General features: G+C 39.3%; 13 protein-coding genes and 1 pseudogene. 10 read left to right on the top strand and 4 right to left on the bottom strand.

Going from position 1 to position 13239, the window contains the following annotated elements; translation table 11 throughout:
• The first annotated feature begins 38 nt into the window (after positions 1–38).
• A complete protein-coding gene (locus ABOA58_RS09430; protein WP_350302064.1) occupies positions 39–848 on the top strand; it encodes an SDR family NAD(P)-dependent oxidoreductase in 810 nt (269 codons plus the stop codon).
• A gap of 109 nt (positions 849–957) precedes the next feature.
• On the top strand, positions 958–1566 hold the full coding sequence (locus ABOA58_RS09435; protein ID WP_350302833.1) for a methyltransferase: 609 nt from the start codon (positions 958–960) through the stop codon (positions 1564–1566).
• A gap of 205 nt (positions 1567–1771) precedes the next feature.
• Here the strand turns inward: ABOA58_RS09435 and ABOA58_RS09440 are convergent, their stop codons facing one another.
• Positions 1772–2437 (bottom strand): hypothetical protein, encoded by a 666-nt coding sequence (locus tag ABOA58_RS09440; RefSeq protein WP_350302065.1) that lies wholly within the window; start codon positions 2435–2437, stop codon positions 1772–1774.
• Positions 2438–3213: 776 nt separating this feature from the next.
• Here ABOA58_RS09440 and ABOA58_RS09445 point away from each other — a divergent pair.
• Positions 3214–3948 carry an alpha/beta fold hydrolase gene (locus ABOA58_RS09445; RefSeq protein ID WP_350302066.1) on the top strand — a complete coding sequence of 245 codons (735 nt, stop codon included), beginning with the start codon at positions 3214–3216 and terminating at the stop codon, positions 3946–3948.
• Between the two features lie 576 nt (positions 3949–4524).
• Here ABOA58_RS09445 and ABOA58_RS09450 read toward each other — a convergent pair.
• Positions 4525–5241 carry a GntR family transcriptional regulator gene (locus ABOA58_RS09450; RefSeq protein WP_350302834.1) on the bottom strand — a complete coding sequence of 239 codons (717 nt, stop codon included), beginning with the start codon at positions 5239–5241 and terminating at the stop codon, positions 4525–4527.
• A gap of 281 nt (positions 5242–5522) precedes the next feature.
• On the opposite strand from ABOA58_RS09450, the gene ABOA58_RS09455 reads away from it, so the two are divergent.
• Genes ABOA58_RS09455 through chbG form a run of 5 tightly spaced genes read left to right on the top strand, consistent with a single transcriptional unit; the run spans position 5523 to position 9617 of the window.
• Positions 5523–5831 (top strand): PTS sugar transporter subunit IIB, encoded by a 309-nt coding sequence (locus ABOA58_RS09455; protein WP_048684685.1) that lies wholly within the window; start codon positions 5523–5525, stop codon positions 5829–5831.
• Positions 5832–5835: 4 nt separating this feature from the next.
• A complete protein-coding gene (locus ABOA58_RS09460; protein WP_350302067.1) occupies positions 5836–7185 on the top strand; it encodes a PTS sugar transporter subunit IIC in 1350 nt (449 codons plus the stop codon).
• A gap of 16 nt (positions 7186–7201) precedes the next feature.
• Positions 7202–7549: a PTS lactose/cellobiose transporter subunit IIA gene (locus ABOA58_RS09465; protein ID WP_289317078.1), complete on the top strand. Its 348-nt coding sequence runs from the start codon at positions 7202–7204 to the stop codon at positions 7547–7549.
• Entirely contained in the window at positions 7546–8889 is a 1344-nt protein-coding gene (locus ABOA58_RS09470; RefSeq protein WP_350302068.1) for a 6-phospho-beta-glucosidase, read from the top strand. The genes ABOA58_RS09465 and ABOA58_RS09470 overlap by 4 nt, the downstream gene beginning before the upstream one ends.
• Positions 8886–9617 (top strand): chitin disaccharide deacetylase, encoded by a 732-nt coding sequence (gene chbG, locus ABOA58_RS09475; protein WP_350302069.1) that lies wholly within the window; start codon positions 8886–8888, stop codon positions 9615–9617. The genes ABOA58_RS09470 and chbG overlap by 4 nt, the downstream gene beginning before the upstream one ends.
• A gap of 93 nt (positions 9618–9710) precedes the next feature.
• On the opposite strand, the gene ABOA58_RS09480 is transcribed toward chbG, so the two are convergent.
• Entirely contained in the window at positions 9711–10892 is a 1182-nt protein-coding gene (locus tag ABOA58_RS09480; protein WP_350301444.1) for an NAD(P)/FAD-dependent oxidoreductase, read from the bottom strand.
• A gap of 39 nt (positions 10893–10931) precedes the next feature.
• Positions 10932–11369 carry a DUF1641 domain-containing protein gene (locus tag ABOA58_RS09485; protein ID WP_061462494.1) on the bottom strand — a complete coding sequence of 146 codons (438 nt, stop codon included), beginning with the start codon at positions 11367–11369 and terminating at the stop codon, positions 10932–10934.
• A 953-nt stretch (positions 11370–12322) separates the two neighbouring features.
• Here ABOA58_RS09485 and ABOA58_RS09490 point away from each other — a divergent pair.
• On the top strand, positions 12323–12778 hold the full coding sequence (locus tag ABOA58_RS09490) for an SMI1/KNR4 family protein (RefSeq protein ID WP_350302070.1): 456 nt from the start codon (positions 12323–12325) through the stop codon (positions 12776–12778).
• 72 nt (positions 12779–12850) lie between these two features.
• Positions 12851–13225 (top strand): annotated as a pseudogene (locus tag ABOA58_RS09495) (response regulator); the annotation flags it as partial.
• Positions 13226–13239 lie beyond the last annotated feature (14 nt).

A 13239-nucleotide genomic window follows, 5' to 3' on the forward strand; every position in this document is an offset into this window, starting at 1 on the left:
AAAAAAAAATTCATATTATGAAGAGCAGGTGGGTTATTATGGGAAGAGTACAAGGTAAAGTAGCATTAGTGACAGGTGGAGCTTCAGGTATAGGCTTATCCATATCCACACTAATGGCTAAAGAAGGTGCAAAAGTCGTGATTGCTGATTTTAACGAAACAGGAGCGAAAGAAGCGGCTGAAAACATTAAAAAACAAGGTGGGGAAGCGGCTGGAGTATTCTTGGATGCTGGACAAGCTGATTCCATCCAGGCAGCAGTCGACTTTACCATTGAACAATATGGAACGGTTACGGTACTTGTTAATAATGTGGGTTTAACTAACCTGCATAAAGATCTGGATGTCGTGAATTTAGATTTGGAAGAATGGGACCGACTTATGGATGTGAATTTAAAAAGTGTGTTATTGGGAAGCAGGTTTGCAATTCCTCACATGATTAAAGCAGGAGGAGGGTCGATAATCAATACGGCCTCCATGGCTGGATTTACAGGTGACTCCGTACGATCTGCATATGGTGCGTCCAAAGCGGGGGTAGTGAATTTGACCCGTTATATCGCTGCACAGTATGGTAAAGATCATATTCGTTGTAATGGAGTGGCACCGGGCCTTATTTTAACTCCTGCAGCGAAAAATAATATGCCTCCGGCCGTACTCGATATTTTTGCCAAATTTAATGCATTGCCATATCATGGAGAAGCGGATGATATCGGTTATACCGTACTATTCCTTGCATCTGATGAGTCCAAATTCATTACAGGTCAGACGATCCAAGTGGAAGGCGGTCATTATATGGCCAACCCAAGCATCTCTGATTTTAATGATTATGTAACTAAAGCAAAATCCAAATAATTGTCTGGACATTCCTACAACAAAACCTTACCCTGGATAAGATCAACCTTTCCGGGGTTTTTAGTTAGGAAGCCCTTTATTGAAAAACCATGAAGCAGGTGCATTAACAATGGAAGAAACGAATTATGACGAAATGCTGAACATCAAAACGGAAGGTGAACAAAAAAAATTCAATGATTCCTTGCATTACCACCGATACGAACCTACGCCTTACAGCGCATTAGAACATTTATTCAAAAAATATGCACTGAAAAGAAATGATCGCATTGTGGATTTTGGATGCGGTAAAGGCCGCTTGAATTTTTTCATCCATCATTTATATCAATCATCTGTGGTTGGCGTGGAGATGAATGAAAATTTCTATAAAGAAGCGATCGAGAATCTGAATGACTACGTGAAGAAAAGGAAAAACATCGATGGCAATATAGAATTCCACTGCTGTTTGGCGGAAGAATATGATATCGATACGAAAGACAATCGCTTTTATTTCTTTAACCCGTTTTCGGTACAGATCTTCATGAAAATCATCAATAACATATTGCTTTCCTTTGAAAAAGAACCGCGCCAAATCGAACTGATATTATTTTATGCTTCACAGGATTATATTTTTTTCCTCGAAAATCAAACCGCCTTCGAGCTGAAAGACGAGGTGATGTTACCTGGCCTGACAGAATCTAATCCTTCTGAAAAATTCGTCATATACCAATTGTTAATTTGAATGGATACTCGTTTTTTGGTGATAATCAAGCAAATATTAAAAGCACCCAAGCGATATTTCAATGATGCTTGGGTGCAATGAGTGAAGTCAATAAAGGTGCTTAATCTAAAGCATATTGTAAAATCCTTATTACTTTTTTTCTTTTTGCATGCTCCTATTCCATTTTTTATCTTTAGTTTTATGCTCTTCTATTTCTAAGGATGAATCACTTTGTTTGTGGGGAGCGAGGTTCTAGTTTATAGTTTGTAAGCCATAGTAAACATAAAAAAATTAATTCAAATGCATTGGTAACAGCCGAACTTTTTATGGGAATAGGGATGGCACTTCCAGCTATCATGACTATAACTCCTAAAAGCATCCAAATCCAACGTGTTCTTATAAATATGTAGATGCTAATCACCAATAATATAAAGGTTACAATAAGCACCATTAAAGGCGGGCCTGAAGATTCCTCACTAACATATCTTAAAACACCATACTCGTAGATTGGTACAAATGTCTTATGCATATTTTCAATAAATTCATAGATGATAAGCCCAGCTGTAAGGAAAAGGAAAAAGTAGGGTGCTATCATTTTTTTTGTAAAAGGAATATGTATCCTTTTCGCCATTCCCCATCCAAACAAGATCAATGTGGGAGTGATAAATCCATGACTCCAGAAACGTAATGCATTTAATGACTCTAACAAAGGGCTATCACCAATGAACTTTCCAGAGGCAATAATTAAGTTATCCACGATAAGCCCGAAAGTAACTAGAAGAAGAAAGCTTGAATACGAAAAGAGTTTACGGTCCTGTCGAAGTAACATCATTCCCATGATAAAAAGAATAATATAAATGATTGAATAACAAAAATATAAAATAGTATCCAACTACTTCACCCCCTATTTTGTTTTTTCCATACTATAATAGAACAAAACATATCACAAAAAATAACTTTAAATAAAAGTGCCATTTAAATATAATTTTAGTTTAATGTGAAATTCATATTCAGGAAAGATTGTAAATATCTATATCGGAGAATATAATGGGTAGGCTTTATATGTGGTTTTTATAAGTATCAAAGGACTACATAAGAAACTTTATATTTAAACAAGAATGGAAGCATAGCATGAAAAATGCCCATAGAAATACGTGTACAGATTGTGTAATAACTCCCAATGTGGACTTGACGAACTACGTGTCAAAAAACATGTGGCAATGATCGATAGCTGGCATCCAAACAAAGAGAGAGAAGATTCGTACAGGGGGGTTACACCTAATAAGGTGAGACATAGCACAGCAAGTAAATATGTGATAATCCAAACGAGACCAGCCTAAAGGTAACTATAAGACTTGAAAATGATAGAGATAATCCTCCTTTTCCTGAGAAGAAAATAAATAAGCACGCAAAACTGTGATAAAGGAAAGCCTATATAATCGTTAATAACCAGCACATTTCGCACCTTGTTTCTTTTTTAGTCTAAGTAGAGATGACATATCCGTCTACATGAGGAAAATGACATAAAATATTCAAAAGAGAAGGAAGTTAGATGTAATGTTCGTTTTATATAGCCCATAAGGACAGGGTGAATGAAAAGCAATACTAGTAGCTGTGTGTGTTCGTAACATCACCTAGAAATAAATTTTAGGAACAGTGAGGTATAAAATGAAAAAAGTTATTAAATATATTCTCGTTAGTATAATTGCATTAATGATTATCGCTTTCGGCGGCTTTTACATATGGTCAGAACAAACATACAAACCATCAGATGAATTGTATGCGTTAGTTGGAAAGAGGAATATAACAAAGGAAAATGGGTTTGTCACATTTGAACCAACAAAAACTAAGAAAGTGGGCATTGTCCTGTATCCAGGTGCCAAGGTTGAGCCGGAAGCATACGGATATTATGCAAAAGAATTATCGAAAGAGGGATATACAGTCGTTATCCCAGATGTGAGGTTCAATTTCGCTTTGTTTGATAAAAATAAAGCGGTGGAAGCTAAAGATGCATATCCAGCTGTGGAGAAATGGTACGTTGCTGGACACTCGTTAGGAGGAGTAGCCGCCTCCGCATATGCTTATGAAAATCCAAAAGAGGTGGAAGGGATTATCCTCCTCGGTTCATATCCCAGTAACTCAAATGACTTTTCAAAAATGAAAGTTCCTATGCTATCGTTATATGCAGAACATGATGGGCTATCTACATTAGAGAAGATTGAGGAGACAAAGCACTTACTATCTAAAGAGGCAAACATGCATAAGATAGCAGGGGGAAACCACGGTCAATTTGGAGTATACGGAAAGCAAAAGGGAGATAATGAAGCGACTATCTCGGCTAAGAAACAACAAGAAGAAATGATAGTAGTCACAAAAAAATGGCTTAATCAGAATGGGGAGTAAGTAAAATTCAGCTTGAGCCATGGGAAAAAGGACCCGCTATTCTAAGATAATGTAGAAATGCCCTCAATGAATTAATTGGGGGCATTTTCATACTGAAGTTTATTTGGACTTGGAAACAATGAGCCAAAGGGATCCGGTATGCAGAAAAAGGGGGGATGTAGACTTAACGACAATTCCTTGAGGAAGGTGAAGTGAAATGCAGTAGCGGATTCCGATTTTCTCTTTTAATCTTGGTTTTGCCTCGATTTCATTCACGAACTTCAACTTATGCGATAGAAAAAGGCTTACTATTACTTAATTTACCGTGCCCTGTCCGCCGACTGTCTGCAAGGCCTCATCAATGCAAGCGGCTGTGGGGTGTCGGCTAGCCAGTTATTCGGCAGGAGTGTCGCAAATTTCTTCAATCCAATGAGGGCTTTATCCATAAAAAGGTAAAGCGTAAAGGATAAAAAAGTCTCTTTTAAAATCATGGTTCGGTGTGAGAGCATACTGAATTAGAATCAAAGTGCCGTAGTACACAAAAAAAATGGCTGCCTTAATCAATAAGGCAGCCGTCTTATTTTTATATAATAATATTCAATAGTTTCGCTCGATGACAAAGTGCGCACGATCGGCTCTAAAGAGAGTTTTTGAGAATTCAATGACCGATCCGTCATTCTCATATGTGTAAGTTTCCAATGAAAAACAAGGTGAGCCGTTCGGTACGTCCAATTTGTCAGAAATGGAATCGTCGGCAAGTGAAAACTCCAAGTGTTCGACCGTTTTTTTTACTTTTAAATTGAATTGTGTCTCAAGTACTTTAAAGAGTGATTTTTCGCAGGCTTCGATATTAAGCCCGGGTGTTTTATACCAAGGGAGAAAAGCAATTTCATATTGAAGGGGGATGTCGTTTACGTAACGTATCCGTTCCAGTTTATTTACGGGGTCTCCAATATTTTGTTTGAAAAGCTTGGCAAGGGTAGCATTTGCTTCAATCACCTTTAAGCTAATGACCTTTGTAGAAGGGTTTTTTCCTTGCATCGTGACTTGCTCAGAAAACTTTTCAACCGTGCTTGAAAGAAATTGCTTCACTTTATTTTCCGAAACGAAAGTCCCTTTGCCCTGAACACGGTAGATGTAGCCTTCGACGTTCAATTGCTGTAAGGCTGTGCGAACTGTTGTCCTGCTTACTCCGTATATTTTACAAAATTCGGCCTCAGTCGGTAATTTTGTATTTGTTTGATATTCGCCATTTTTTATGAGATCGATAATCGATTCCTTAACTATGGAATGCAATGCCGCTTCTTTATTCATGGTCTCCACAGTGATTCCTCCTATGTTCATTCCCAATATATACATATAGATTATCTCGGATAAGTTCAATAATCAACTTTAATTCACAAATTTGTAGTAACAAATTAAAAATTGTGTTGATATTTTTTTAATTTGTAACTACAATGTATGTATGGAGGCAATAATACCCATTTCATTCCAAGGGAAGTGATAAAAAAGTAACATCGATTATTATAAAAATGCGATTTAGTCTTACTTAAAAATACTGAATAATCAATTATTAAAAAGGGGGGGTAATTTCAATGAATATCTTATTATGTTGTTCTGCAGGGATGTCTACTAGTTTATTAGTTACCAAGATGGAGGAAAGTGCTAAAAAACAAGGGGTAGAGTGTCATATATGGGCGGTTGGTTCTACAGAAGTGAACAATGAAATAGATAAGGCGGATGTGATTTTATTAGGTCCTCAGGTTAGATATCTTCTTTCCAAGCTACAGGAAGCGGGGAAAGAAAAGGGAATTCCAGTCGCAACCATCAATCCAATGTTCTATGGACTATGTAATGGTGAAGAAGTGCTAAAACAAGCCACTACTTTAATAAAAGGAGAATAAGGATATGATGACTTTTATTGATAAGTATATTATGCCTGGGGCGGTAAAGGTAGGAAATAACCGGCATTTGCTTGCAATTCGTGACGCATTGATTGGAATGATAGCGATTACAATGATCGGGTCATTCGCCGTCCTGTTTAATAATCTAGGGCAAGTCATCAAGCCTTACGGAAGAATGATGGAGGCCATCTTCGGTCCTGCATGGAATACGCTCGGCGGTGATATTTGGTTTGGAACCTTTGCATTCATGACTGTATTCGCTGTATTCGGCATCTCTTATAAATTGGCGCGATCATACGGTGACGATGGTTTTGAAGCGATGCTGGTATCTGCAGCCTGTTTCTTCTTACTATTGCCTCAAATCGGAAATGTCACTTTAACCATCGATGATAAGGATGTTACTGGAGGGGCCTGGGGTTTTGTAAGCGTGAACTATTTTAATGCTACAGCCCTCTTTACAGGAATTGTCGTTGCCTTGATAGCCACTGAAATATTTGTGAGACTTTCCCGAGTGAAGTATTTAGTCATCAAGCTTCCTGATGGGGTACCTCCTGCGGTTGCCCGTTCATTTGCAAAGTTAGTGCCGGGTATGGCAACGATCTTTATCGCTGGTATATTCGGACTGCTATTCCGTAAAGCTACGGATGGGCAGGTATTGAATGACTGGTTGAGTAAAGTGATTGTATCTCCATTACAAAGTGCAGTAGATTCATTGCCATTCGCTATTTTACTAGTATTTCTTGTTCATTTATTATGGATGATCGGTTTGCATGGACCCAATATCCTTGGTGGGATAACGACACCGCTTTTTGAAAGTTCGGGAGTGAAAAATATCGATTTATATGCAAAAGGTGTCAAAGACATGGACCAATACGGGGTATTGGCTGGTTCTTTCCTGGATGCATTTGTTTATTTAGGCGGATCTGGTGCAACATTGGGCCTCATCATTGCAATGATCATTGCCGGCCGGAAACGGTATAAACAGATGATTGCACTCGGAGGGGCACCAGGAGTGTTCCAGATTAACGAACCCATTCTTTTCGGATTGCCTATCGTTCTGAATCCAATGTGGTTCATCCCATTTGTTCTCGGCCCGGTAATTACAACGGTGATCTCTTATATCGCGGTAAGCAGCGGAATGGTTTTCCCGATCGTCGCTAAGATTCCATGGGTTACCCCACCGATTGTGGGTGGATTCCTGGCCACGGGCGGACATGTATCTGGAGCGGTTTTGGCTGCAATCAATCTAGTCATTTCAACAGCTATTTATTTACCATTCGTTTATGCTCAAGTGAAGATAGACACCAAAAATGAAACAAAGCTTACAAAAGATTCAGAAACGCTAAGCGTTTAAGAAAGTAGTGATGAAAATGGAAAAAGAAGAATTATACCAACTATCCTTTCAATTGATTTTATATAGTGGGAATGCGAGAAGCTTTGCAATGGAAGCGTTGCAGGAAGCAAAGAAAAAGAATTTTGATTCTGCCCGTTTGAAAATCGCCGAGGCGGAAACGGAATTACTGCAGGCCCATAAATACCAAACCCAATTAATCCATGCTGAAGCGGGCGGGGACCATTTTGATCTTCCCATCATCCTAGTGCATGCACAAGATCATTTAATGACGGCGATGACAGTAAAGGATCTTGCAATGGAAATGATCGATCTACGCGAAGAATTCTTACATGCAAATGTTGTGAAGGAGAGGACTGCCGAATGAGCAAGGGGCTGAAGGTTGTCACGATTGGCGGAGGATCGAGCTATACGCCAGAACTGATCGAAGGTTTCATCAAATATCATGAAGAACTTCCCGTGAGTGAAATTTGGCTCGTGGACATCGAAGCGGGAAAGGAAAAGCTTGAAATTGTCGGGAATTTGGCAAGAAGGATGATTGAAAAGGCCGGTGTGAATATTGATGTACACCTCACGCTAGATAGAAAGAAAGCGCTTAAAGGCGCTGATTATGTAACAACCCAGCTGCGGGTTGGCCAGCTCGCAGCAAGGGCACTTGATGAAAAGATTCCATTGAAACACGGAGTGATCGGACAGGAGACGAATGGACCTGGAGGGCTTTTCAAGGCTTTTAGAACGATTCCCGTCATTCTGGATATTGCTCATGAAATGGAGGAATTATGTCCGGAAGCATGGCTGATTAACTTCACGAATCCTGCTGGAATGGTAACGGAAGCAGTTCTGCGTCACAGTAATATTTCCAAAATCATCGGACTTTGCAATGTGCCGATTGGTATGGAACGAGGTGTTGCGGATTTGATGGATGTAGAGCCATCAAGAGTCCGGATCGACTTTGCCGGCTTGAACCATATGGTTTACGGATTGGATGTATTCGTTGATGGCGAGAGTGTCAAAGATCAAATCATCAATTTGATTACGGATCCAGCTAAAGCTGTCACGATGAAGAATATCCATGCAATGGGCTGGGAGCCGGAATTCCTCAGAGCGTTAAACCTGTTTCCATGTCCATACCACAACTACTATTACAAAACGGGAGATGTGCTGGCCCAAGAATTGAAGGATGCAGAAAAAGGGGAAACACGTGCAGAGGTCGTTCAAAGACTTGAAGCAGGTTTATTCGAGCTATACAAAGACCAGGATCTGGCTATCAAGCCGCCGCAGCTTGAAGAGCGCGGAGGTGCGTACTACAGCGATGCGGCTGTCCGGTTGATTTGCTCGATGCATACGGATAAGCGAGATATTCAAGCGGTAAATACGGTCAACCATGGTGCGATTGAAGGAATTCCTTACGGCTCGGCGATCGAAACCAGTTGCGTGATAACTAAGGATGGTCCTAAGCCGATCAATGTAGGAGAGCTTCCTGTCGCTGTCCGCGGATTAATCCAGCAAATCAAATCCTTTGAAAGGGTAGCTATTGAAGCTGCAATTTCGGGGGACTATGATACTGCGTTGCTTGCCATGACGATCAATCCACTCGTTCCAAGTGACCGGGTTGCAAAACTTATCTTAGACGAAATGCTGGAGGCACATAAAGATTATCTGCCGCAGTTTTTTGAAAAAAAGGAGTTGCAGGATAATTTATCATGATTGAAGTCCTTGTAAATGCAGATGATTTCGGGTTAACTAAAGCGGTGAATTATGGGATTTTGGATAGCCACAAATATGGAATTGTCAATTCAGCAACGATCATGATGAATGCCAAAGCAACGGAGCATGCGATTGAAATCGCCAAGAAGACACCATCGTTGAAGGTAGGTATACACTTAGTGCTGACATGGGGGAAACCTTTGTTGAGTGATGTTCCGAGTTTGGTTGGTGAATCTGGTTTCTTTAAGAAGCAAGGGTTGGTATATGGGGATCCTGCCGGTATTTCCTTGAGCGAATTGGAGAGGGAGTGGTCAGCACAAATCGAAAGATTCTTGGAATTTGGTCTATTCCCGACTCATTTTGACAGCCATCATCATGTACATGGGATCACAGCATTTCTACCGGTTATTAAAAAGCTGTCAGATAAATATGGATTGCCAGTGCGAAATGCCGGAAGGCACCTTACTGGGATTCAAACCGTTACAGATGTATTCCTGGATGATTTTTATGGAGAAATGGTGGTTGAAGATTACTTTCAAAACTTGAAGGGGAGGGTAATGGATGGGGCGAGCGTGGAGATAATGACTCATCCTGCTTATATGGATGAAGAATTGATGGAAGTCTCCTCATATAATCATAAACGCTTAAAAGAAACCCGGATCTTGACAAATGCAAAATTACCTGAGGGATTTTTCCTTAGATTCAGCATCAACCAGGTTAACATTTGATTTCGATAAATATAGCCCTTTAATTGCAAAAGAGGACCATTCATCCAAATGATGAATGGTCCTTTTAAATTCAATGAGTGCTTTATCTTAAAATTAATAAGCCAAGCTGAATAGGGCTTTAATGTGTGATAGATAGCGAACATTACTTGCTTCTTTCATCAATGTAGCCGGAAGGCCTTTAAGGGACGTGTTATTGGCCCCAACCGTTGCCACCGCATCCTTACGGCCAAGGCTCGCAAGTGTACCTGAGTTTACAGGTGAAAATGCTTCAAGTTTCTTGCCTTCAAAGGCTGCAAATAGGTTGTAACCAACAAGCTCACCCATTTGCCAAGCATTTTGAGCAGTAGGTGCGTATGGACGGCCGCCTTCTGGAGGGAAAGCAACGGCACTGTCTCCGACAACGAATACGTCTTTATGGGATTTGGATTGCAAATACTCATTAACGGTTGCTTTGCCGCGGTCCACTTCAAGGCCTGATTCGCCTACGACAGGAAGAGCCGCAACTCCACCTGTCCAAACAAGCGTATTGGCCGTTATCGTTTGTCCATCTTTCAATTCGATTTGATTGCCTTTAACACCCGTTACAGGCAGACCTGTCAAGAACTCAACGCCGCGTGCTTCCAAGCTTGTCATCGCACGTTCGATTAAGTGGTCAGGCAGGACCGGAAGGATTTTTGGACCAGCTTCCACAAGCTTGATTTTCAAGTCCTTGAAGTCCACTCCGAACTTTTTAGCGATTTTAGGGAAGTGATCCACGATTTCACCGATTAGCTCGACGCCCGTCAATCCGCCGCCGCCGATCACGATGGTTGCGTCCGCTTCATTATTTGTTTGTGCATATTCGCGAATGCGATCTTCGATATGTTTGTAGATCTTGTTTGCATCATTTACGGATTTCAAGACCATGCTGTTTTCCTCAAGTCCCGGAATGCCGAAGAATCCTGTTTGGCTTCCCAAAGCAACGACCAGGGCATCATAAGATAAAGTGGAACCATTGGCAAGTTTCACTTCTTTGTTATCGACTGAGAAAGACTCCACTTTGGAAATGACAAGGTCGATATCTTTTCCTTTGAAAAGCTTTTCCAACGGAATGGAAACGGCTTGTTCGGAAATGGATCCGCCTGCAAGACGGTGCAATTCGGTGATGATTTGGTGCGTTGGAAATTGGTTCACCACTGTAACCTGCACTTCATCTCTTTTGTAATATTCACGTACGGATAAGGCAGATAGCAATCCAGCGTAACCCGCACCTAAGATGACGATTTGTTTTGACATAGTTAATCCCCCGTCCTTACTGATTGAAAGTTTATCAAATTATTTTTGGTTTTTACGTTCTGAAGAGACTTCAAGAAAAGCTTGGGCGAAACGGAAAAGCTTTTGTGCTTGCGGATCTTTCATCATTCTTAACAGACCAAAAAGACCGATCACATCAGTATTCGCTTCTGCACGATCCTTAGCTTCAATGGCATTAGCCGCAAGCCCTTTCACTGAGCCCACTACAGGTGTAGCGATCTCCGAAATGGCGCTGACCGTATCATTTTTCAAAACATCATCAGTCGCAACCGATTGAGCGAAATCATAAGACTTTGTTAAAATATTCACTAACTCAGTCAGTTTTGGTAACTGCTCAACTAAAGTGTTCAATGATTCCTGAACCTCAGGCTTTAAAAGCTGATCTAGGATATCCAATTGTTCTTGGTTTGCAGAAATATTAAGTGTTTCATGTTCAGGTTTTGTGGCTACATCTACCATATCTAATTCCCCTTTAAACTTATTTATTTTGATTTATGTGTTTTCCGCCGATACTACTAATCATACGACTCTAATCTCTTAATTTCAAATATTTCTTTTGTGATACGAATATAATTTTTATAGTTATAAATAAAAGTTTTTAGGTGTGTTTCGAGATTTATCTTAATATTCCGAGAAAATATTAAGATTATTCTGATGATAATACTTTCTTTCTCATTTCCTATCTATAATGTCCATAATCTTTGAGTATGCCATGCTTGAATGAGACCGAAGAATATTTTATCTGATTTAGGGTAAATAATATTATCGGAATTGGAGATGATGCCTTTGGTAGAACGCAGGATTTTAAAGATCCGTGGTGAGAATATTGAAATATCCTCTAAGTACAATGAAAAATATAGTAAATGGAATTGTACAGCTAAAATTCCCAATAGTTCCATCATTGCTTATTGTCGTGATAAGAATAAGCTACGTGCTGAGACAGTTTCTATGAGCAGGTTATTAATTACTTATGATGACTATAAAATTATCTGAGTTGTAAAAGGCGCCCAACCTTGAAGAGGAAGTGGGCGCCTTTTTTATAGAATAATATTTTTATCTGCGATATCGGGAATATATCTTCGAAAATGGAGATATATCATCGAAAACTCCTGATTTATCTACGAATTATTCGATTTATCGATTTTTCGACAAAAACTTCTTTTAAATAAGCTATTTTTTTATGAAAAGAAACGAAATTGTCAAAAAATATATCAGAAAATACTGAAAAGGATAGTAAAATTATGTTAATATATTTAAAAAAAGTATTATTTTCTAAATAATAATGAATAATTTATTTTTAAAGGATCTCCATAAATGGAGTGTAGGACCTGGCCATTTTATATGCAGCGAATAGCAAGTGAAATAGCCTAATAGAATAAGATTATCAATTAAATGGAAATGGAGTCGATACAATGGTTAATATTACTGGATATGGCAAAGCGACACAAGAAGCAGTGAATAATTTTCAGAAATTTGTGGGTTTTGAAATCCCTGCAGATTATCAACAATTTCTCCTTAAGCATAATGGCGGCACAACGGCGGTCCAAAACTGTAAGTTTTATGTAGATGGATTAGACACACTCGTTTGCTTAAATGTACTTTATGGATTAGAGCTTCAAGATAAAGAACTGGATTTACGGAAATGGCATGAAGAAAACAGAGATGACTTACATAAGAATTGCATTATAATAGGTAATGCTACATGTGCAGGTAAAATCTTGCTGATAAATAATGAAGAGGAAAAGGGAGTTTACTTCTGGGATCAGGGTTGGTATTCGGATCCATCAAGCCAGGATGAAAATATTTATAAAGTTGCATCGAGTTTTCAGTCCTTCATTGAGGGATTGAAAATCCCGGAGGAAATCTAATTTTATTGTAATCCCCTTGATTGGCTCATACCATTCAAGGTTTTTTATTGTCATGTTAATGAGGAGAAAAAGATGTATAAAATATTATTGGTTGAAGACGATTCCAAAATAGCTGGAATCTTGGTCAATTACTTAAAAAGGTATGGGTATGAGGTTTTTGAAGTGAATCAACTGGACCAAGTCTTTGCGGAGTTCCAAGAGATAAAGCCAGATTTGGTTTTATTGGATATTAATCTGCACTATTTTGATGGTTTCCATTGGTGCCGGCTAATAAGGACGGTTTCAAAGGTTCACATCATATTCATCTCTGCTAGGACAGATGAAATGAACCAAGTCATGGCCATTGAATATGGGGGAGATGATTATTTAACGAAACCGTTTCATTTGGAAATGGTACTGGCGAAAATAAAGAGTGTCCTACGTAGGGGAAAGAAAGAGCTTCCACCAAAGGATTTTAGATA

Source organism: Peribacillus frigoritolerans, from assembly GCF_040250305.1.
GTDB lineage: Bacteria > Bacillota > Bacilli > Bacillales > DSM-1321 > Peribacillus.

Coding starts and splice junctions, on each gene's coding strand:
- ABOA58_RS09430 (WP_350302064.1), top strand. CDS start 39: ATGGGAAGAGTACAAGGTAAAGTAGCATTAGTGACAGGTGGAGCTTCA.
- ABOA58_RS09435 (WP_350302833.1), top strand. CDS start 958: ATGGAAGAAACGAATTATGACGAAATGCTGAACATCAAAACGGAAGGT.
- ABOA58_RS09445 (WP_350302066.1), top strand. CDS start 3,214: ATGAAAAAAGTTATTAAATATATTCTCGTTAGTATAATTGCATTAATG.
- ABOA58_RS09450 (WP_350302834.1), bottom strand. CDS start 5,241: ATGAATAAAGAAGCGGCATTGCATTCCATAGTTAAGGAATCGATTATC.
- ABOA58_RS09455 (WP_048684685.1), top strand. CDS start 5,523: ATGAATATCTTATTATGTTGTTCTGCAGGGATGTCTACTAGTTTATTA.
- ABOA58_RS09460 (WP_350302067.1), top strand. CDS start 5,836: ATGATGACTTTTATTGATAAGTATATTATGCCTGGGGCGGTAAAGGTA.
- ABOA58_RS09465 (WP_289317078.1), top strand. CDS start 7,202: ATGGAAAAAGAAGAATTATACCAACTATCCTTTCAATTGATTTTATAT.
- ABOA58_RS09470 (WP_350302068.1), top strand. CDS start 7,546: ATGAGCAAGGGGCTGAAGGTTGTCACGATTGGCGGAGGATCGAGCTAT.
- chbG (WP_350302069.1), top strand. CDS start 8,886: ATGATTGAAGTCCTTGTAAATGCAGATGATTTCGGGTTAACTAAAGCG.
- ABOA58_RS09480 (WP_350301444.1), bottom strand. CDS start 10,892: ATGTCAAAACAAATCGTCATCTTAGGTGCGGGTTACGCTGGATTGCTA.
- ABOA58_RS09485 (WP_061462494.1), bottom strand. CDS start 11,369: ATGGTAGATGTAGCCACAAAACCTGAACATGAAACACTTAATATTTCT.
- ABOA58_RS09490 (WP_350302070.1), top strand. CDS start 12,323: ATGGTTAATATTACTGGATATGGCAAAGCGACACAAGAAGCAGTGAAT.